Origin of the sequence: Saccharopolyspora sp. 6M, assembly GCF_020176775.1 — a bacterium.
Taxonomy (GTDB): domain Bacteria; phylum Actinomycetota; class Actinomycetes; order Mycobacteriales; family Pseudonocardiaceae; genus Saccharopolyspora_C; species Saccharopolyspora_C gregorii.
Genome location: NZ_JAIUJZ010000073.1, coordinates 25,988 through 44,709 on the forward strand (window position 1 = coordinate 25,988; position 18,722 = coordinate 44,709).

The following is an 18,722-nucleotide window of genomic DNA, read 5'->3' on the forward strand; positions in this document are numbered from 1 at the left end:
GATCCCCCGCTCGTTGCGCCATTCGGGGAGGCCTCGGAAGAATGCGCTGCGCGGTCCCGGGAACGGAGTGCATTTCCCAGCGGGTGGACGCGTCACACCTCGGATCGCGCCCGGAACCGCACCGGATCCGCTCCGGGATCGCGCCCGGGGATCAGGTCGCGGCGACCCAGCGGCGGAGCTTGAGCCGCACCGCCTCCACGTACTCCTGCGGCAGCTCGCCCTCCGCGACGACCTGGTCCGCGTCCGGCGCGGCCGGTTCGGCGGGTGCCACCCCGTACTCCAGGCCGTAGTACAGGTACAGCGCGTGCTCCTGCTCCAGCAGCAGGTCGCCGTCGTCGAGCCGCACGTGCGGCGCGTGGCGCACCGTGTCCTTGAGCACCGAGACGGTGAGCGTGTCCCCGTCGAACGCGGCGCCCTCCAGCGGGACGAAGCTCTCGTTGGTGCCGAACAGGCCGGTCTGCACGGTGATCCACGCGGGTTGTTCGGTGGTCTCGTCGAGGAACAGCTGCCCGACGATGCCGATGCGGTGCCCCGCCGGGTCGAAGACCTCGCACCCGAACAGGTGCAGTGCTTCCCGCTGACCGATCATGCCGACCGCCTCCCCGAACTCGCCGCCCGCCCAGTCTGCCCCGCCCGCGACCGGACCGGCACCTCGGAAAGATGGATCCGCGACCAGCGTCACCGGTCCCGGAACATCGCCGGAACCCCTTGCCGCGGCGGCGAATCCGTGATCGGCCACCGCGCGACCCGGCACCGTCCTGCCGGGATGGACGGACCCGCCAGGTGATCCACCCGGCACCGGCCGGTAGAACTGGGAGGCTCGATGGGTACACCTCGCACGGGCGAGGAACCCGCGGGATCGGCGACGATCGCGCCGGCCGCGTCCGGTCGAGCTCCACCACCCAGCCGACGAAGGACGCCAGCGCCATGTCAGAGCAACCCGACCGCCCCGGACCGCCGCCGATCACCGACGAGATGCGGGAGCAGGCCAGGCAGACTCCGAACAGCTGGCTCTACATCGTCGACCCCGGCTACCAGGAGTCCGGGGACGACGTGCCGCCGGAAGGCGTCGTGGGCGCCTTCCACATCGACGCGGACGGCGAGATCGACCCGGAGTTCCAGTACAACGACGAGTACGAGCCCTCGGATCTCACCTTCGCGCTGCCCGAACCGGTGAACGAGCTGGAGCGGGTGCTGCACCGCATCGCCACCGGCGAGGCCCCCGACACCGAGCTGGCGCCCGCGGTGCTCGCCGCCGACGTGCTGCTCTACGACCCGGAGGACGGCGCGGGCGAACCGGCCGTCTACGTCGCCGAGCTGGACGACGGCAGCCAGCTGGTCCCCGCCTGCACCTCGGCGGAGCGGGTGCCGGAGAGCTGGCCCGGTTCCCGCCGCGTGGCCGGGGGCGACCTGCCCGCGCTGCTGGACGGCCTGGACCTGGGGCTGAACCTGGACGACGCGGTGCGCGCCGTCATCCCGCACCACGTCCTCGTGGACACGGCGGCCCCCAACTGACCACCCGCCCCGGGACGACCGCCGCCGCGGAGGTGGTCGTCCGGGGCGTCGATGCCTAGCCTCGGCCAGGTGAGCGATCAACCCGTCGGCCCGCCCGGCCCCATCGAGCACTACGCCCTGCTGTCCGATCTGCGCACCGCGGCGCTCGTGGGCGTCGACGGTTCGGTGGACTGGCTGTGCCTGCCGCGCTTCGACTCGCCGTCCTGCTTCAGCCGCCTGCTCGGCGACGGCCGCGACGGGCACTGGCAGATCGTCCCGGACGAACCGGTGCGCGAGGTGCGGCGCCGCTACCGGGACAACTCGCTGGTGCTGGAGACCGAGTTCCACACCGACGGCGGCGTGCTCCGGCTGGTCGACAGCATGCCGCCGCACGAGAAGAACCAGCACGACCCGCCGTGTCTGGTGCGGATGGTGGAGGGCGTCTCCGGCGAGGTCGACGTGCGGCTGCGCTGGATCGTGCGCTTCGCCTACGGCGACTCGGTGCCGTGGGTGCGGCACGTGCGGCAGGCCGAGCCGGAACCCGACGAGTACATCCTGGCGATCGCCGGCCCGCACACCGCGGTGCTGCGCGGTGACCTGCTGCCGCAACGGGTTCCGCACGAGCGCGCCCACGAGCTGGTGTTCACCGTGAGCGAGGGGCAGCGCCGCTCGTGGGTGATGCAGTGGTCCAGCGACCACGAGACGGTCCCGCCGCCGATGGATCCGGTGCAGGAGACGCAGGACAGCGCGGACTTCTGGCACGAATGGACCGAGAAGATCGACTACTCCGGCCCGCACGCGGCGGCCGTGTACCGGTCGCTGGCCACGCTCAAGGCGCTCACCTACGCCCCCACCGGCGGCATCATCGCCGCCCCCACCACCTCGCTGCCGGAGGCGTTCGGCGGCAACCGGAACTGGGACTACCGCTACTGCTGGCTGCGGGACGCGACGCTGGTGCTGCTGGCGCTGGACAACTTCGGCTGCTCCGCGGAGGCGGCGGCGTGGCGGCGCTGGCTGGTGCGCGCCGTGGCGGGCGATCCGGCGGGCGTGCAGATCATGTACGGCGTGGACGGAGAGCGGCACCTGCTGGAGTGGGAGGTGGACTGGCTCGCCGGCTACCAGGGCGCGCAGCCGGTGCGCGTCGGCAACGGCGCGTTCCGCCAGCAGCAGCTCGACGTGTACGGCGAGGTGATGGACGCGCTGCACCTGGCCCGGGAGCGCGGGGTCGCGGAGAACGCCGACACCTGGGCGTTGCAGCGCGGGATGCTCCGGCACCTGGCGACGATCTGGCAGCAGCCGGACAAGGGCCTGTGGGAGGTGCGCGGACCGGACCGGCACTTCACCCATTCCCGGGTGATGGTGTGGGTGGCGTTCGACCGCGCCGTGCGGGCCGCCGAGGAGGACGGGCTGCCGGGCCCGGTGGAGCACTGGCGGGAGCTGCGCGACGAGGTGCACGCGGAGGTGCTGGCCAAGGGCTGGAACCCGGAGCTGGGCGCGTTCACCCAGTACTACGGCGGGACCACGGTGGACGCGGCGACGCTGCTCATCCCCTCGGTGGGCTTCCTGCCCGGCGACGACGAACGGGTGCGCAGCACGATCCGGGTGGTGGAGCGGGAGCTGCGCCGCGGCGTGCTGGTGGACCGGTACACGACGGGCGAGGACACCAACGAGGTCGACGGGCTCAGCGGCCGCGAGGGCTCGTTCCTGGCGTGCTCGTTCTGGCTGGTGGACGCGCTGGCGTTGAGCGGGCGGCGGGACGAGGCGGTGGCCATGTTCGACGAGCTCGTGGCGCTCGCCAACGACGTGGGGCTGTACGCCGAGGAGTTCGACGTCCACTCCGGACGGTTCACCGGGAACTTCCCGCAGGCGTTCAGCCACTTGGCGCTGGTCAATTCGGCCGCGGTCCTCCACGGCGGGCACACTCGGGGCGAGTCGAGCAGGCGCAACGGGAAGGATTCGCGGTGAAGGCGGCGACGGTGGTACCGGGAGAACCGGATTCGGTTGCGGTCTCCGAACTCCCGGAGCCCACGCCGGGCCCGGGCGAACTGCTGGTGGACGGCCTGCTGGTCGGGTCGTGCGCGACGGACCACGACGTGGCGCACGCGTCGCACGGGGCGCTGCCGCCCGGCCGGGACCGGATGGTGCTGTTCCACGAATCGCTGGGCCGGGTGCGGTACGCGCCCGCGATCAGCGGGTTCAGCGAGGGCGACCTGGTGGTGGGCGTGGTGCGCCGCCCCGACCCGCACCCGTGCCCGGCGTGCGCGGCGGGCCAGTGGGACTTCTGCCTGAACGGCGAGTTCACCGAGTGCGGCATCAAGGAGCTGGACGGGTTCGGCGCGCAGCGCTGGACCATCGAACCCCGCTTCGCGATCAAGGTGCCCGCCCGGTTGGGCGACCGCGGGGTGCTGACCGAACCGGCATCGGTGGTGGCGAAGGCGTGGGAGCAGGCCGAGCTGATCGGCCGCCGCGCCTACTACGCGCCGCGGCACGCGCTGGTCACCGGCGCGGGGGCGATCGGGCTGCTGGGGGCGCTGCTGGGCGTGCAGCGCGGGCTGGACGTGCACGTGCTGGACCAGGTGACCGACGGGCCGAAGCCGGAGCTGGTGCGGCGGCTGGGCGCGACGTACCACACCTCGATGGACGACCTGGGCTGCGAACCGGACGTGGTGATCGAGGCGACCGGCGCCGGCGAGGTGGTGTTCGAGGTGCTGCGCCGCACCGCGCGGAACGCGATCACGGTGCTCACCGGCATCGCCGGGCATGACCGGACGCTGCCGGTCCCGGCCGGCGCGATCAACGACGAGCTGGTGCTGGACAACGACGTGGTGGTGGGCAGCGTGAACGCGAACCTGCGGCACTACCAGCAGGCGGTGCGGTCGCTGTCCGACGCGGACCAGGACTGGCTGGCCGACCTGATCACCCGCCGGGTTCCGCTGGACGACTGGCCGCAGGCCCTGGACCGGAAGCCGGACGACGTGAAACCGGTGGTCGACCTGCAGGTCTGACCCCGGGAACGCGACGAGCCCGCGCCGACCTCCGGCGCGGGCTCGCGGTGTTCGCGGTGCGGATCAGAACGCGACGACGCCCTGCGGCGACGACTGGAGGGTGCCGATCTGCATGCTCTTGACCGCCATCTCCAGGGTGCCGCTCTCGCCGTTGAGGTCCTTCACGTCGACGTTCGCCTCGCCCTGCATGTCGGTGGGCTCGGCGGTGAAGCCGGAGGCGACCTGGGCGTCCGGGTCGGACTTCTCGGCGCTCACGATCTTTACGCCGGAGAAGGCGCTCTTGCCGGGCTCCAGGGTGAGGTTCTGGTCCGGGCCGGGCTCGTTGACGTTCTCGGAGGGCGCTTCGATCTTCTCGCCGGCCATGTTGGTCGGCGTGACGTCGGCCCAGCCGCCGAGCTCGCAGGACTTGTCGGAGGTGTTCTCCATCTGGAGCAGGAACATCTTGGTGCTGCCCGCGTCGGAGGGCTGCGCCTGCATGGTGAACGTGAAGTCGTCCGCCGAGCAGTTGGAGGCGGAGATGTCGTCGTGCGTGCCGCTGGCGTGGTCGTCGGTGGGGGCGAGGTCGGAGCCCATGCCCTCCTGCCCGGCCGAAGGCGCGAGGTCGGACCCCATGCCTTCCTGGCCCACCGCGGCGTTCGACGCCGCCGGGCCGCCGCAACCGGCGAGCAGCAGCGCACCGCCGACCAGTGCCGCCGCCGTGGTAGCCGTACGAGTCCGCTTCAACATCAGTTCGAACCTTCCCCTCGGGTGTGCGCCGGTGTCCCCCCGCGCTTCTCTACTCGTAAGACGTCCACCCGCTCGGCGAGTTGCGCATCCGATGGAAAAAATTCGAATCACCCGGCGAACTTCCCGGTTCGCGCAGGTGAGCGGCCCGGACCGGCCGAAGAGGACGGTGCGGAACCGTCACACGTGGTCGGCGATGAACGCTCGGATGCGCTCCGGGGAGCACGGGCGGGCGAAGAAGTAGCCCTGCCCGGTCTCGCACCCGATCTCCGCCATCCGCCGCGCTTGGGCGTGCGTCTCGACGCCTTCGGCGGTGACGGTGAGCCCGAGGGTGTGCGCGAGGTCCACGAGGGTGCCGACGATGCGGGCGTCCACCGGATCGGCCTTCTCCGGATCGCGCAGCCCGGACATGAACGAACCGGCGATCTTCAGCTCGTGCACCGGCAGGTGCCGCAGGTAGGCGAGGTTCGAGTAACCGGTGCCGAAGTCGTCGATGGCGATCCGCACGCCCATCTTCGTCAGCGCCCACAGCGTTTCGATGGGTTCGTCGGCGGTGCCCATCACCGCGCTCTCGGTGAGCTCCAGCTGCAGCCGGGACGGGTCGAGGTCGGTCTCGCGCAGGATCGTCTCCACGTCGGAGGCGAGGTTGGGGTCGCGGGACTGCCGCACGGCGAGGTTGACGCTGACGAACGGGGCCGCGTCGCCGAACTCGTCCTGCCACTCCTTCGCCTGCTTGCACGCCTGCCGCAGCACCCAGCGGCCCAGCGGCACGATCAGCCCGGTCTCCTCGGCGAGCGCGATGAACCGGTCCGGGCCGAGCCTGCCGAGGTCGGGGTGCCACCAGCGGGCGAGGGCTTCGACGCCGACGACGCCGTACTCGCGCAGCCCCACCAGCGGCTGGTACTCGACGTAGAACTCCTCGCGCTCCAGCGCGGCGGGCATGGTCGCCGACAGCCGGTACTGGGCGACTTCGGTGGCGTTGCGGTCCGGGTCGAACAACGCCCACTGGCCTTTGCCCTCGGCCTTGGCCCAGTACAGCGTGACGTCGGCGTCGCGCATGAGCTCGGCGGCGCTCTGGCCGTGCACGGGGCGTTCGACGATGCCGATGCTGGCGGAGACGGACAGCTCGTGGCCACCGATGCGGATGGGCTCGACGAGGGCGTCGAGGATCTCGTCGGCGATCTCGATGGCCTGCTCGGTGCTCGCGGAGTCCTCGATGAGGATGACGAACTCGTCGCCGCCCATCCGAGCGACCAGGCGGTCCTCGCCGTGCACGGACATCGCGAGCCGCTCGGACACCGCGACGAGCAGGTCGTCGCCGACGTGGTGGCCGAGGCTGTCGTTGATGACCTTGAACCCGTCCAGGTCCATGTAGCAGAGCGCGACCCGCTCGCCGTCCTGCCTGGTGCGCATCGCGGAGGTCAGCCGCTCCATGAACAGCGCCCGGTTCGGCAGCCCGGTCAGCGGGTCGTGCATCGCCTGGTGGCGCAGCCGGTCCTGGAGGAGCTTGCGGTCGGTGACGTCCTCGATCATCGCGACCTGGTACAGCGGCATGCCGTCCTCACCGCGCACCAGCGAGACGATCACGTCGGTCCAGGCGCGGCCGCCGTCGGGGCGGGTGAACTGCTTCTCCACCCGGTACTGGTCGCGCTCGCCGCGGACGAGCTCCTCGTAGAGCCGCCAGAAGCCCTCGGAGTCGGCGGGGTGCAGCAGGTCGTGCGTGGTCATCCGCTTCAGCTCCTCGGTGGGGCGCCCGAGGATGCGCCGCAGCGAGGAGTTGACCTCCAGGACCTGCCCGGCCATGTCCGCGATGCAGATGCCGATGGCGGCTTCGGCGAAGATCGCCCGGAACCGGGCCTCGCTGGTGCGCAGGGCCTGTTCGACGGCGTCGCGCGCGTCGAGCACGGCCTGCCGGATGGCTTCCTGCTCGTCGAGGGTGCGCTTGCGGGCGGCCTGGACGAACCCGGTGCACAGCGAGCCCTGCAGCGCGGCGATGCGCCGCCGCCAGCCGGGCCCGTCGTCGAGATGCAGCACGTCGAGGAACTGGTCGCCGATCAGGTCGATGGTGCGGGCGAGCGAGTCGGCGCTGGTGAAGTGCACGGCCACCAGGTCGTCGCCGACGTCCTGCGCGGCGGCCGGGTCGAACGGGTCGGAGAGCAGCGATTCGACCAGGCGCTCGGTGTAGCCGAGCAGGCGGCCTTCGACTTCGGCGCTGGTCATGGGCACGTAGCTGGTGCCCATCAAGGTCTGCGCCCAGACCGCCGCGAACCGCCTGCGGTCCGTTCTGCTCACCGCCGGCTCCGTTTCCCGGGTGTTCGGGACCGGCGTGGTCCACCCCGTCATTCCCGTGGCGCCCCTCCACTCGTGCGTCGTCGGTTCGCCCCCTCGGCCGTGGCCCGCCGGTCAGGTGCCCCGATTGCGCCCGGTGCCCGGTTCGTCCTTCGGTGGCCCGGTTGTGCCTGGTGAAGCGGGTCCCCGGAGCATACGACCGGTGGCGCTGAGCGGTCGAACCCGCATTCCCGCCCACCCAGGGTAGCCATCCGTGTCGATCCGGCAGGCCAGCAGGCCCGGCGACGGGCCGGGCCGAGGCGCCGTTCACCCGACGGTCGGGTCGGGAGCGGTCAAAACATGCGGATTCCCCTCACTCCGGCTGAGATGTCGCTCGACGTGACCCGGGCGTCCGGATTGCGCCATTCCGGTCATTCACCCACGTTCGCGCTGCAAAAGCTGAAAAACATTCGCCACACTTTCGGGCTAGGCGGACGCCCGACCCCGGATACCGGCTTCGACTCTTCGAGAGGGCCACCTTCGATGACGCATTCGAGTGGACGCGCTCGCCGGCGCGGCCTGATCTCCCTACTCTCGATCACCTGGGCGTGCGCGCTGCTCGCGACCCCCGCGCACGCCGGCACATCCCCTCTCCGATCGGAGGAAGCGATGAGCACCCAGGCCGACGAGCCGGCGACCGACCACGCGATGGGCTCCCAGATCCGCAAGCACGAAGGCGGCGACGAGACCCGCGGCGCGCCAGACAAGTCCCCGCTCGCCACCGTCGAGGGCATCGACGTCAGCGGGCACCAGCAGAACGTGGACTGGCCCGCGTACTGGGGCCAGGGCAAGCGGTTCGCGTTCGTGAAGGCCACCGAGGGCACCACTTACCGGAACCCGTACTTCGCCCAGCAGTACAACGGGTCCTACGACGTCGGCATGATCCGCGGCGCCTACCACTTCGCGCTGCCGGACGTCTCCAGCGGCGCGGCGCAGGCGAACTTCTTCGTCGACCACGGCGGCGGCTGGTCGCCCGACGGCAAGACGCTGCCCGGCGCGCTGGACGTGGAGTACAACCCGTACGGCGACACCTGCTACGGGCACTCGCAGGGCTCGATGACCGCGTGGATCAAGGACTTCTCCGACACGTACTTCCACCGCACCGGCCGGTACCCGGTGATCTACACCAGCACGAACTGGTGGAACCAGTGCGCGCGCGGCGACTTCAGCTCGACGAGCCCGCTGTGGGTCGCGCGCTACGCGGGCAGCGTGGGAGCGCTGCCGTACGGCTGGGGCTTCCACACGTTCTGGCAGTACAGCTCGACGCCGATCGACCAGAACGCGTTCAACGGCGCCTACTCCCAGCTCGAAGCCATCGCTCGCGGCTGATCCGGCCCCGCCGGGAGCCGCCGGCTGCGAAGATCGCCCCGTGGACGAGTGGGGGACGCGGCGGCTGCGCCGGGCGGGACTGGCCGGGACGATCGTCGTGGCGGTGTTCGTGCTGTGCGGGGTCAGCACCGCGCTGCTGGTGTTCGACCCCCGCAGCACCGGCGCCGACGCCCTCCGCACCGGCGGACTCGCCGCCGGATCCGTCGTCGCCCTCTACGCCCTCTGGCTCAACGACCGCCGACGCCGCGTCGAGGAACGCCGCCAGGAACTCGACCAGCAGCGCCAGGAGCTCGACCGGGAGCGCTACGACCTGGAGCGCAGGCGGCAGGAGCTGGAGGACCGCCGCACCGGCCACGACCGGGACCGCGCCGACGACGAGCGCTTCGCCCGCGCCGTGGAGCTGCTCGGGCACGACGCCGACCAGGTCCGGGTCGGCGCGATGCACTCGCTGGCCGCTCTCGCCCGCACCAGGCCGCAGTACGCGCAGACCGTGCTGGACGTGCTGTGCTCCTACCTGCGCAGGCCGTTCGACCATCCGAAGTGGACTCTCCCGGAACTGCTGCCGGGCGGCGACCTCCCCGAGATCGCACCGGAGCTGGAGCGGGAGCGGCACGCGCGGCAGACCGCGCAGCGGCTCGTCGTCGCACTGCTGCCGCACCGGGACGACCCGGACGCACCGATCCACGACCTGGACCTGACCCGCGCCTGGCTGGAGCGGTTCTCCCTCGAAGACCGCATCGTCGGGCGCATCGCCGCCTACCGCTGCCGCTTCCGGCACACCACGGTCTTCAGCGGTGCGGTGTTCCGCGGCGGCGTGCACCTGCGGGACTCAGTGTTCCTCGGGCGGATCCGGGCCACCGACGTCGAGTTCGCGGGGCCGGTGGAGCTGCGCGGCGCTCGGACCGTCGCACCCTGCGACTTCGCCCGGTCGGTGTTCCGCGGATCGGTGGACTGCAAGCGGCTCACGGGCGAGCAGCGGTGGTACGTGCGCGACGCCCGCTTCGACGGGGCGGTGGACCTGCGGTCGGCGCGGCTGATCGGCGGCCTGGACCTCGGCGGCACCGCCCCGCCCGTCGAACTGCGCGCCGAGGAGTCCCGGGTCGCCCCCGTCTCCCACCTCAACGGCTGGGACCTGACGGCCTCCCCCGAGCAGCCACCGCGCGCCGGGTCGTGACAGCGGACCGGCAGGACTCGCGAGGAGCCTCGCGGTTCCACCGGGGCCCACCCGCGGGGGCGGCCCACGTCGAGTCGGGGGAGTGCCGTGCCGGGACCATCGCGCCGTTACGCACTCCGCAGCGGGCCCTACGCTGCTCGGGGTGATCAAGCGGGCGCTCGCCGACGAGTCGTTCCACGAAGCCACCTCGGGCGGGTTCTACGTGGCCCCGCGGCCGAACGAGCCGTGCGGTAGGGGTGGGCGGGGGCGCACCGGGGTGGTGCGCCCCCGCTCCGCCTCCCTGGCGCGGGCCGGGTCGGGGTTTCCGGCGCCGCGACCGGCGGGAGGCCTGCCCGGGACGGGAACGGGACGGGGAGAGGGGTCCCGTCCGACCCGGGAGTCTTCAACAGAACAGGTTCGGTGCCAGGCCCCGGGAATTCGACCGAACAGGTTCGGTGTCAGGCCCCGAGGAGTCCGGCCGAACAGGTTCGGCTCGGATCTCAGCGGTTCAGCCGAACAGACCCGGCTCGGGCCTCGGGAGCTCGGCGCGCAGCAGCTCGTTGCAGGCGGTGCAGGTCGGGGCCACCACCCAGTCCTGTTCGGACGGATCGGAAGCCAACTCCACCCCGACACCGCACACCGACACCGCACCCGACTCACCGCACCACCGACGACCCCGGAACGCATGCCGCACGGAATCCCCACCAGGACGCCAGAAATGCCGCTCACCCATCACCCACCGCCACGCACTCCCGGCAGGCGTCCCGATCGAACACACCGTCCGGACACGCACCCCGCCGCAGGTGCACCGGCCCGTACACGAACACCCCGCACCACGCCGGCAACGCACCACCATCGGACCGCCGCACCCCGTGCCACCGCGAATCCACCGGCCCGCACGACGCGGCCCAGATCGGAACAGCCATCGGACCACCTCCTGGTTTCCGCAAACAATGCCAGTTTCAGAAACTGGTGTCCATGATCCGATAGGGGGACATCGTTCGTGATCGCCGAGCCGATCTAGGCTCGGCGCATGGCGAGTGGTGCGCGACAACGTGCTCTGGCGGCCGAAATCCGCGACGCGCGCAAGAAGTCCGGCTGGGAAGCCCAAGCGGTGGCGCAGCGCCTCGGCTGGTCGAAGGCCACCATGTCGCGCGTGGAGAGCGGCGCCCGCGCTATCACCGAAGCGGACCTCGCCGCCATCCTCGCGATCATCGGGGTGACCGGGACGGAGCGCGACCGGCTGCTGGGGATGGCGCACGACCTGCACCAACCCGGTTGGTGGGAATCGCGGGCCACAGCCGGTCTTCCGGCGCAGCTGACGGCGGTGCTCGGCTTCGAGCGCGAAGCGCTGCGCATCACCGAACTCACCCTGGCGCTGGTGCCCGGCTTGTTGCAGACCGCCGACTACGCCCGTGCCGTGATGTCCGGTGGCGGCGTACCTGCGCCTGAAGCCGACGCCCGAGTGGCCGTGCGAGTCGGCCGGCAAGAAGTCATCACGCGCCGCCGTGCTCCAGTCGAGCTGACCGCGCTGATCGACGAGGGCGCCCTGCTGCGGCCGGTCGGGACACCTGGCGTCATGGCCGACCAGGTCCACCGGCTTATCAGCATCGGCAAGCGGACGAACGTCACGATCCAGGTGCTCCCGTTCGGCGTGCACCCCGGCATCGACGGCCCGTTCCTGTTCTACGAGTTCGCGAAGGCGCCGTCGATCGTCCACGTCGAGCACCACAGCGCCAGCGCGTTCCTGGACGAACCTGAAGATGTTTCCGCTTACGACGCGCTCCGGAGTACCGTTCTCGCGGCAGCGCTCAGCGCGGTGGAATCGGCCGAGTTGCTGGCGACCTACGCACGCGATTGGGAAGGCAGGGGAACGTGACTTCCGAGCCGCTCAAGGGATGGCGCACCAGTACCCGCACCACGGCGACGCAGACCTGCGTGGAAGTCGGCGGGGCGCCGGGGATCGCGGGCGTGCGGGACACGAAGGACCGCGACGGCGGGACCCTCCGCATCGACTCCGCCCGCTGGGCGGCGTTCCTCGCCGCGATCGGCTCCGGCCGCTACGACCGCTGATCGTCCGACGGCCCGTTCGACCGGTTCGACCGAGCGGACGAGCCGCGCCCACGACGCGGAACGGCCCGCCGCCCCTGGTCGGGGTGGCGGGCCGTCCGGGTGGGAACGTCAGCCGAAGAGCGCCGGGAGGGTGCCCTCCCACGCCTCGCGGAGCTCCGCGAGCGGGATCTCGGCGATGTCCTGGATGTCCAGGCTCGACGTGCCCGCGTCGGCGACGCCGACCTTCGCGCACGGCAGCTCGCGCGCCGCGCACATCTCGGTGAACCGCAGCTCCTCGCTGCGCGGCACCGCCACCAGCACGCGGCCCGCCGACTCGGAGAACAGCGCGACGAACGGGTCCACGCCCTCCGGCAGCACCACGCGGGCACCGCACTCGCCGACCAGCGCCGTCTCGACCAGCGCCTGCGCCAGCCCGCCCTCGGACAGGTCGTGCGCGGCGGAGATCATGCCGTCGCGGGAACCGGCCAGCAGCACGTCGGCCAGCAGCTTCTCCCGGGCCAGGTCCACCTTCGGCGGGGTGCCGCCGAGGTGGTCGTGGGCGACGCGCGCCCACTCCGAACCGCCGAACTCCTCGCGGGTGTCCCCGAGCAGCAGCAGCGTCTCGCCCTCCTCGCCACCGATGCCGGTGGGGATGCGGCGGGTGACGTCGTCGATCGTGCCGAGCACGCCGACCACCGGCGTCGGCAGGATCGGCTGGCTGCCGGTCTGGTTGTAGAAGCTGACGTTGCCGCCCGTCACCGGGATGCCCAGCTCCGCGCAGCCGTCCGCCAGCCCCTGCACCGCCTGCTGGAACTGCCACATCACGCCCGGGTCCTCCGGCGAACCGAAGTTCAGGCAGTTCGTCACCGCCATCGGGGTCGCCCCCGTGGTGGCCACGTTGCGGTACGCCTCGGCCAGCGCCAGCTGCGCACCCGCGTACGGGTCCAGCCGCGTGTAGCGGGCGTTGCAGTCGGTGGCGACGGCGATGCCGCGGCCCGTCTCCTCGTCGATGCGCAGCACGCCGCCGTCCGAGGGCTGGGCCAGCACCGTGTTGCCCCGCACGTAGCGGTCGTACTGGCTGGTGACCCACTCGCGGGAGCACAGGTTCGGCGACGCCGCCATCGTCAGCAGCGTCTCCCGCAGCTCGTCCGGGGTGGACGGGCGGGCGAGGGTGTTCGCGTTGTCCGCGGCGATCAGGTCCTGCTCACCGGGGCGCTGCACCGGCCGCTCGTACACCGGGCCCTGGTGGGCGACGGTGCGCGGCGGCACGTCCACGACCAGCTCGTCGTGCCAGTAGATCTCCAGGTTCTCGCCGTCGGTGACCTCGCCGATCACCGTCGCGAGCACGTCCCACTTCGCGCACACCGCCATGAACTCGTCCACGCGGGACGGTTCGACGACGGCGCACATGCGCTCCTGGGACTCGCTGGAGAGGACCTCCGCCGGGTTCATGCCCGACGCGCGCAGCGGCACCCGGTCCAGGTCCACGCGCATCCCGCCGTCACCGGCCGAGGCCAGCTCCGAGGTCGCGCAGGACAGGCCGGCGCCGCCCAGGTCCTGGATGCCCACGACCAGACCCGAGTGGTACAGGTCCAGGCAGCACTCGATCAGCACCTTCTCGGTGAACGGGTCGCCGACCTGCACGCTCGGGAGCTTCTTGCGGCCCGTGCCGCCCTCGGCGTCGTCGAAGGTCTCCGACGCCAGCACCGAGACACCGCCGATGCCGTCCAGGCCCGTGCGGGCACCGAACAGGATGATCTTGTTGCCGGTGCCGGAGGCGTGCGCGAGGTGCAGGTCCTCGGTCTTCATCACGCCGACGCACATCGCGTTCACCAGCGGGTTGCCCGCGTAGGACTCGTCGAACACGACCTCGCCGCCGATGTTCGGCAGCCCCAGGCAGTTCCCGTAGCCGCCGACCCCGGCCACCACGCCCGGCAGCACCCGACGGGTGTCCGGCGCGTCCGCCGGGCCGAAGCGCAGCGGGTCCGCCACCGCGACCGGGCGGGCGCCCATCGCCATGATGTCGCGGACGATGCCGCCGACACCCGTGGCCGCGCCCTGGTACGGCTCCACGTACGACGGGTGGTTGTGCGACTCCAGCTTGAACGTGACCGCCCAGCCGTCGCCGATGTCCACCACGCCCGCGTTCTCGCCGATGCCGGCGAGCATCTTCTCCCGCATCTCCGGCGTCGTGGTCTCGCCGAAGTACTTCAGGTGCACCTTCGAGGACTTGTACGAGCAGTGCTCGCTCCACATCACCGAGTACATCGCCAGTTCGGCGTCGGTGGGGCGGCGGCCCAGGATCTCCTTGATCCGCTCGTACTCGTCGTCCTTCAGGCCCAGCTCGCGGTACGGCTGCGCCAGGTCCGGCGAGGACTTCGCGATGCCCACCGTGTCCAGCTCCGGCCGGGACTCCACCGGATCCGCCTCCGGGCCGTCGGCGACCGCGGCCACCGCGGCGGCCGTCGCGTCGTGCTCGTTGTTGCTCACGCTGCCACCAGTACGTCGAGAGCGGACAGGAACATGCCGAGGCCGTCATCGGTGGGCCCGGTCAGCGGGTCGATCGCGTGCTCCGGGTGCGGCATCAGGCCGGCGACCCGGCCGCGCGCGTCGGTGATGCCCGCGATGCCGCGCAGGGAACCGTTCGGGTCGTCCTCCAGGTACCGGAACAGCACCCGGCCCTCGCCCTCCAGCTCGTCCAGCACGGCCTGGTCCGCCAGGTAGGCGCCCTCACCGGACTTCAGCGGGATCAGCAGCTCGGCGCCCGCGTCGTAGCGGGACGTCCACGCGGAGGAGTTGTTCTCGACCTTCAGCCACTGGTCGCGGCACACGAAGTGCAAGCCCGAGTTGCGGGTCAGCGCACCCGGCAGCAGCCCGGCCTCGCACAGGATCTGGAAGCCGTTGCAGATGCCCAGCACCGGCATCCCCTGCCCGGCGGCGCGCACCACCTCGCCCATCACCGGGGCGAACTTCGCGATCGCGCCGCAGCGCAGGTAGTCCCCGTAGGAGAACCCGCCCGGCACGACCACCGCGTCCACGCCGCGCAGGTCCGCGTCGGCGTGCCACAGCGGCACCGCCTCGGCACCCGCCTTGCGGACCGCGCGCTGCGCGTCCACGTCGTCGAGGGTGCCGGGGAAGGTGATGACGCCGATCTTCGGGCTCATGCCGGTACCGCCTCTCCGCGATTCGCAGTGGTGGTTGCGCCCGGCCGAACCTCGCGTTCCGTGGTTCCTCGTGGCCGGCTTGCGTCACGTTCCCCTGAGGTGCGGTCACGCAGGACTGGAGTGGGCCCGAAATCGCTCATGCTTCCACCCTGCGGACGACGAAGTTCTCGATCACGGGGTTGGCCAGCAGCGTTTCGGCGATCTGGGCGAGCGCGGCGTCGTCGACGTCGTCGGCGACCTCCAGCTCGAATCGCTTCCCCTGGCGGACTTCGGAGATGCCCTCGAAGCCGAGCCGGGGCAGCGCGGCGGCCACCGCCTGACCCTGCGGGTCGAGAATCTCCTGCTTGGGCATGACGTCGACGACGACTCGGGCCACGGGCGATGCTCCCGGATTCGTGCAGATCCTCCTGCCCCGTGCAGGACAGGGATGGATATCCAGCAGTACCTGCAAAGGGTAACTGAGCTGCGGGTTCGCCCTCGCAGACAGGTGCACCGGAAGCGCCGTGGACCACATCCGGCCACGCTCCGCGACCAAACCGTCACCGTTCATCCGGCCGGGGGAGGTCACGCGAATCCACTCCCGCTTTCCGCGCAGTGCTGCTCAGCCGAATTCAGCAGCATTGCGCAGAAAAGCATTTTCACGCTGTGTCCTCCGGCACTTTCCGCCGCATTCGCGGAACGTTCACCGGACTTCGCACGTCTTCCTCATGGCAACACCGGAAGGCGGGCCACGACGAGCACCGCGTGGACCGCACCGCACACCCCGGACACCGACGAAACCCCAGCTCCCCGGCCGCAGAGCCCGAACAGGCCGGGTGGAACCGCCACCGCAGGCGCGCGGAGAACCGTTCGCGCGACGCGGGGCGGCGGGGATTCCGCCACCCCCCAGCGGAATCCCCGGAACGCTTCCCGTTGCGCTGCACACCCCCCCGATCAGCGGCGCAACGGGAAGCTCCGGACATGTCAGTTCCGCGATGCGTTCCTGGTCTCACCCGAATGGGAGAACTCGAATTCCGCGACCCGTTTCCCGGCCACCTCCCGGCGAACCGGACCGAACGCCCTGCCGCACCGGAAACGACCTCGCGCACCGCTCTGGGAAGCTGGAGGGCGACACCGATGCGTCCGGGGAGGGCGAGCCGATGAAGATCACACACTTCGGACACGCGTGCGTGCTGGTGGACACCGGGCAGGCGCGGCTGCTCATCGACCCCGGCGCGTTCTCCCAGGGGTTCGAGGAGCTGCGGGACCTCGACGCGGTGCTCATCACCCACCAGCACTTCGACCACCTCGACGCCGACCGGCTGCCCGGGCTGCTCGGGGCCAACCCCGGCGCGCGGCTCATCACCGACCCGGCCACCGCGGACATCGTCACCGGCCAGGGCTTCCAGGCCGAAGCGGTCCGGCCCGGGGACGCGTTCGAACTCGGCGGGGCCGCCGTGAACGTCGTCGGCGGCCAGCACGCCGTGATCCACCCGGACATCCCGGTGATCGACAACGTCGGGCTCGTCGTCGACCACGGCGCCTTCTACCACCCCGGTGACTCCTTCCACGTGCCCGAACAGCGGATCGACGTGCTGGGACTGCCCACCGGGGCGCCGTGGCTGAAGCTCTCCGAGGCCGTGGACTTCCTGCGCGCCGTCGCGCCGCGGGTCGCGGTGCCCATCCACGAGGCCGTGCTGGCCTCGCCCGCGATGCACCACCGGATGTTCGAGCAGCTCGCGCCGCAGGACACCGACGTGGCCGTGCTGGACCGGGCCGCGGCGACCTCCGTGTAGGACACCGCCGCGGCCGCTGGTGGATCAGTCGTCGTGGTGGTCGTCGTGGTCGTCGTCGAAGCGGTCGTCGTCGTGGTCGTCATCCCGATCGTCGAGCCGGTCGTCCCGGTCGTCGTCGAGCCGGTCGTCCCGGTCGTCGTGCCGCTCGGCCGCGCCCGGCGGCAGCGGTGCCGGAGCGCCCGCCCGCAGCCGCGCCTCGGCCTCGGCTTCCGCCCGGTCGTCCGCGTCGTCCCACGGCCCGTCGTCGAAGCGGTCGTCGCGGTCGTCCCGCTCCCAGCGGTCGTCGTCCCACGGCCCGTCGTCGTCCCACCTCGCGGGTGCTCCGGCGGCCGGGTTCGCCGGCACCGCGCCGGTACCCGCGCCCGCGAGCGCGACGCCCGCGCCACCGACCCCCAGCACGCCCACGATCGCCGCGGTGGCCAGCACCGCCCTGCTCGGTTTCCTGATCCGCATCCGTCCTCGTCCTCCCGGTCGCTTTCCTCCTGGACGAGATCGAGCTTCGCGGCCGCGGATGAGCTCACCCTGAGCCCGAGGTGAAAGCCCCTTCACCCGCTCGGCAGCGCACGGTCCGCCTCAGCTGGAGAGCGGGTCGAGGTTGCGGATCGCGGCGGGCAGCGGCATCAGCCGGCGGGGGACGGCGGTGGCGGCGAACGCGGCGTAGGTCGCGGGCTCCGCGCCGTGGTGCAGCGCGAGGTCGACCGCGTCCAGCACGGCCTGCCGCGAACCGGACCGCGCCAGGTCGGCGGCGTCCACCGCCAGCCGCACCGGCCGACCGCGCCGGGCCGCCCGGCTCACGCCCAGCACCAGCGCCCGGCACCACCAGTGCTCCACCCGGGCGCCCGGCCCGAGTGCGTGCACCCGGGCGCGGTGCACCCGTCCGGTGCGCAGCTCGTGCACGCCCAGCGCGTCGGCGCACACCGCGAAGTCCCGCCTGCGCAGCGCCGTCACCGTGCCCGGCGAGGACAGCCAGCGCGGCGGCACGAACAGTTCGGCGCGCAGCCCCAGCCGGTCCAGGGCGGCGGCCGCGGCGTGCAGCCGCAGCCCGGCCTCGTGCGCGGGGAGCGCGGCGAACTCGGCACCGCGGACCGCGGCCGTCGGACCGGACGACGCCACCCTCGGCAGCAGCCGCTGCGCGTGCGGGGCGTGGTCGAAGCCGTGCAGCGCCACCGCGTCCCCGAGGCGGCGCCGCTCCCGCACCCAGCTCACCGCGGGCCGGTCCGGCCCCGGTGGCGCGGTGCCGTTCGGGCGCGGCGCCACCAGTAGCGTCAGCGGGACGCGGCGCAGATCCAGCTCGGCGGCGAACCCGGCGCAGTGCTCCAGCGCCCGGTCTCCGAGCCCCGACAGGGAGACGACCAGCGGAAAGCCCACGGCTCACCATTGGGCCGCACCCGGGTGTCCCGGCCCTGACCGCCGGGTGACCGAACGGCGCAGATCGGGCGAACGTCGCCCGGGCGATCAAGCAGGCCGGACGTCCGCGAGTCGGCGTCCGCGGACCGGAGGCCCGCAGGCCGGGCGTCCGCAAGCCAGGTGTCCCCCAGACCGGAGGTCGCCGAACCGGCGGTCCCGAGCCAGGCTGTCCGCAGACCGGGCGCCCGCAGATCAGGCGTCCGCGGACCGGAGGTCGTCGAGCCGGGCGTCAGCAGACCAGGGGTCGGCGAACCGGCGGTCGGCGGACCGGGTGATCAACGGGTCGTCGGCC

Annotated in this window: 17 protein-coding genes; 8 read left to right on the forward strand and 9 right to left on the reverse strand. The window is 72.1% G+C overall.

What is annotated here, in order from left to right:
- Window positions 1-151: 151 nt before the first annotated feature.
- The gene (locus LCD31_RS11990) at window positions 152-589 is read right to left on the reverse strand and encodes a PRC-barrel domain-containing protein (protein ID WP_224958019.1); all 438 of its coding nucleotides are present in this window, start codon (window positions 587-589) and stop codon (window positions 152-154) included.
- Window positions 590-927: 338 nt separating this feature from the next.
- On the opposite strand from LCD31_RS11990, the gene LCD31_RS11995 reads away from it, so the two are divergent.
- The 3 genes from LCD31_RS11995 to LCD31_RS12005 all read left to right on the forward strand — a co-directional run bounded on the left by LCD31_RS11995 (window position 928) and on the right by LCD31_RS12005 (window position 4,499).
- Entirely contained in the window at window positions 928-1,515 is a 588-nt protein-coding gene (locus tag LCD31_RS11995; RefSeq protein ID WP_224958021.1) for a type VII secretion system-associated protein, read from the forward strand.
- 69 nt (window positions 1,516-1,584) lie between these two features.
- Window positions 1,585-3,459, forward strand: a complete 1,875-nt coding sequence (locus tag LCD31_RS12000; RefSeq protein WP_224958023.1) for a glycoside hydrolase family 15 protein — start codon at window positions 1,585-1,587, stop codon at window positions 3,457-3,459.
- A complete protein-coding gene (locus tag LCD31_RS12005) occupies window positions 3,456-4,499 on the forward strand; it encodes a glucose 1-dehydrogenase (protein WP_224958025.1) in 1,044 nt (347 codons plus the stop codon). The genes LCD31_RS12000 and LCD31_RS12005 overlap by 4 nt, the downstream gene beginning before the upstream one ends.
- 63 nt (window positions 4,500-4,562) lie before the next feature.
- Here the strand turns inward: LCD31_RS12005 and LCD31_RS12010 are convergent, their stop codons facing one another.
- Together LCD31_RS12010 and LCD31_RS12015 are read right to left on the reverse strand one after the other, a co-directional pair.
- Window positions 4,563-5,225 carry a DUF4232 domain-containing protein gene (locus tag LCD31_RS12010; protein ID WP_224958026.1) on the reverse strand — a complete coding sequence of 221 codons (663 nt, stop codon included), beginning with the start codon at window positions 5,223-5,225 and terminating at the stop codon, window positions 4,563-4,565.
- Window positions 5,226-5,402: 177 nt separating this feature from the next.
- Window positions 5,403-7,514, reverse strand: a complete 2,112-nt coding sequence (locus tag LCD31_RS12015) for an EAL domain-containing protein (protein ID WP_224958027.1) — start codon at window positions 7,512-7,514, stop codon at window positions 5,403-5,405.
- 645 nt (window positions 7,515-8,159) lie between these two features.
- Here LCD31_RS12015 and LCD31_RS12020 point away from each other — a divergent pair.
- Together LCD31_RS12020 and LCD31_RS12025 are read left to right on the forward strand one after the other, a co-directional pair.
- Window positions 8,160-8,879: a lysozyme gene (locus LCD31_RS12020; protein WP_224958028.1), complete on the forward strand. Its 720-nt coding sequence runs from the start codon at window positions 8,160-8,162 to the stop codon at window positions 8,877-8,879.
- 40 nt (window positions 8,880-8,919) lie between these two features.
- Window positions 8,920-10,053: a pentapeptide repeat-containing protein gene (locus LCD31_RS12025; protein WP_224958029.1), complete on the forward strand. Its 1,134-nt coding sequence runs from the start codon at window positions 8,920-8,922 to the stop codon at window positions 10,051-10,053.
- Window positions 10,054-10,757: 704 nt separating this feature from the next.
- On the opposite strand, the gene LCD31_RS12030 is transcribed toward LCD31_RS12025, so the two are convergent.
- A complete protein-coding gene (locus LCD31_RS12030) occupies window positions 10,758-10,958 on the reverse strand; it encodes a hypothetical protein (RefSeq protein WP_224958030.1) in 201 nt (66 codons plus the stop codon).
- Window positions 10,959-11,065: 107 nt separating this feature from the next.
- On the opposite strand from LCD31_RS12030, the gene LCD31_RS12035 reads away from it, so the two are divergent.
- Entirely contained in the window at window positions 11,066-11,911 is an 846-nt protein-coding gene (locus LCD31_RS12035; protein ID WP_224958031.1) for a helix-turn-helix transcriptional regulator, read from the forward strand.
- Complete coding sequence (locus LCD31_RS12040; protein ID WP_224958033.1) at window positions 11,908-12,105, forward strand: DUF397 domain-containing protein; 198 nt, start codon at window positions 11,908-11,910, stop codon at window positions 12,103-12,105. Before LCD31_RS12035 ends, LCD31_RS12040 begins: the two co-directional genes overlap by 4 nt.
- A gap of 108 nt (window positions 12,106-12,213) precedes the next feature.
- On the opposite strand, the gene purL is transcribed toward LCD31_RS12040, so the two are convergent.
- From purL to purS, 3 genes are all read right to left on the reverse strand, one after another.
- A complete protein-coding gene (gene purL, locus LCD31_RS12045) occupies window positions 12,214-14,502 on the reverse strand; it encodes a phosphoribosylformylglycinamidine synthase subunit PurL (RefSeq protein ID WP_224958062.1) in 2,289 nt (762 codons plus the stop codon).
- Window positions 14,503-14,570: 68 nt separating this feature from the next.
- Window positions 14,571-15,248 carry a phosphoribosylformylglycinamidine synthase subunit PurQ gene (gene purQ / locus LCD31_RS12050; RefSeq protein WP_224958035.1) on the reverse strand — a complete coding sequence of 226 codons (678 nt, stop codon included), beginning with the start codon at window positions 15,246-15,248 and terminating at the stop codon, window positions 14,571-14,573.
- A gap of 136 nt (window positions 15,249-15,384) precedes the next feature.
- Window positions 15,385-15,624 (reverse strand): phosphoribosylformylglycinamidine synthase subunit PurS, encoded by a 240-nt coding sequence (purS, locus tag LCD31_RS12055; RefSeq protein WP_224958036.1) that lies wholly within the window; start codon window positions 15,622-15,624, stop codon window positions 15,385-15,387.
- Window positions 15,625-16,387: 763 nt separating this feature from the next.
- Between purS and LCD31_RS12060 the strand changes: the two genes are divergently transcribed.
- Complete coding sequence (locus tag LCD31_RS12060) at window positions 16,388-17,023, forward strand: MBL fold metallo-hydrolase (protein WP_224958037.1); 636 nt, start codon at window positions 16,388-16,390, stop codon at window positions 17,021-17,023.
- Between the two features lie 24 nt (window positions 17,024-17,047).
- On the opposite strand, the gene LCD31_RS12065 is transcribed toward LCD31_RS12060, so the two are convergent.
- Both LCD31_RS12065 and LCD31_RS12070 read right to left on the reverse strand, forming a co-directional pair.
- A complete protein-coding gene (locus LCD31_RS12065) occupies window positions 17,048-17,476 on the reverse strand; it encodes an ATPase (RefSeq protein ID WP_224958038.1) in 429 nt (142 codons plus the stop codon).
- A gap of 120 nt (window positions 17,477-17,596) precedes the next feature.
- Entirely contained in the window at window positions 17,597-18,391 is a 795-nt protein-coding gene (locus LCD31_RS12070) for a DUF2334 domain-containing protein (protein ID WP_224958039.1), read from the reverse strand.
- Between the last annotated feature and the right edge of the window lie 331 nt (window positions 18,392-18,722).

Excerpts from the sequence above, each read along its gene's own strand:
- LCD31_RS11990 (WP_224958019.1), bottom strand. The coding sequence starts at position 589 with ATGATCGGTCAGCGGGAAGCACTGCACCTGTTCGGGTGCGAGGTCTTC.
- LCD31_RS11995 (WP_224958021.1), top strand. The coding sequence starts at position 928 with ATGTCAGAGCAACCCGACCGCCCCGGACCGCCGCCGATCACCGACGAG.
- LCD31_RS12010 (WP_224958026.1), bottom strand. The coding sequence starts at position 5,225 with ATGTTGAAGCGGACTCGTACGGCTACCACGGCGGCGGCACTGGTCGGC.
- LCD31_RS12020 (WP_224958028.1), top strand. The coding sequence starts at position 8,160 with ATGAGCACCCAGGCCGACGAGCCGGCGACCGACCACGCGATGGGCTCC.
- LCD31_RS12030 (WP_224958030.1), bottom strand. The coding sequence starts at position 10,958 with ATGGCTGTTCCGATCTGGGCCGCGTCGTGCGGGCCGGTGGATTCGCGG.
- LCD31_RS12035 (WP_224958031.1), top strand. The coding sequence starts at position 11,066 with ATGGCGAGTGGTGCGCGACAACGTGCTCTGGCGGCCGAAATCCGCGAC.
- purQ (WP_224958035.1), bottom strand. The coding sequence starts at position 15,248 with ATGAGCCCGAAGATCGGCGTCATCACCTTCCCCGGCACCCTCGACGAC.
- LCD31_RS12060 (WP_224958037.1), top strand. The coding sequence starts at position 16,388 with ATGAAGATCACACACTTCGGACACGCGTGCGTGCTGGTGGACACCGGG.
- LCD31_RS12065 (WP_224958038.1), bottom strand. The coding sequence starts at position 17,476 with ATGCGGATCAGGAAACCGAGCAGGGCGGTGCTGGCCACCGCGGCGATC.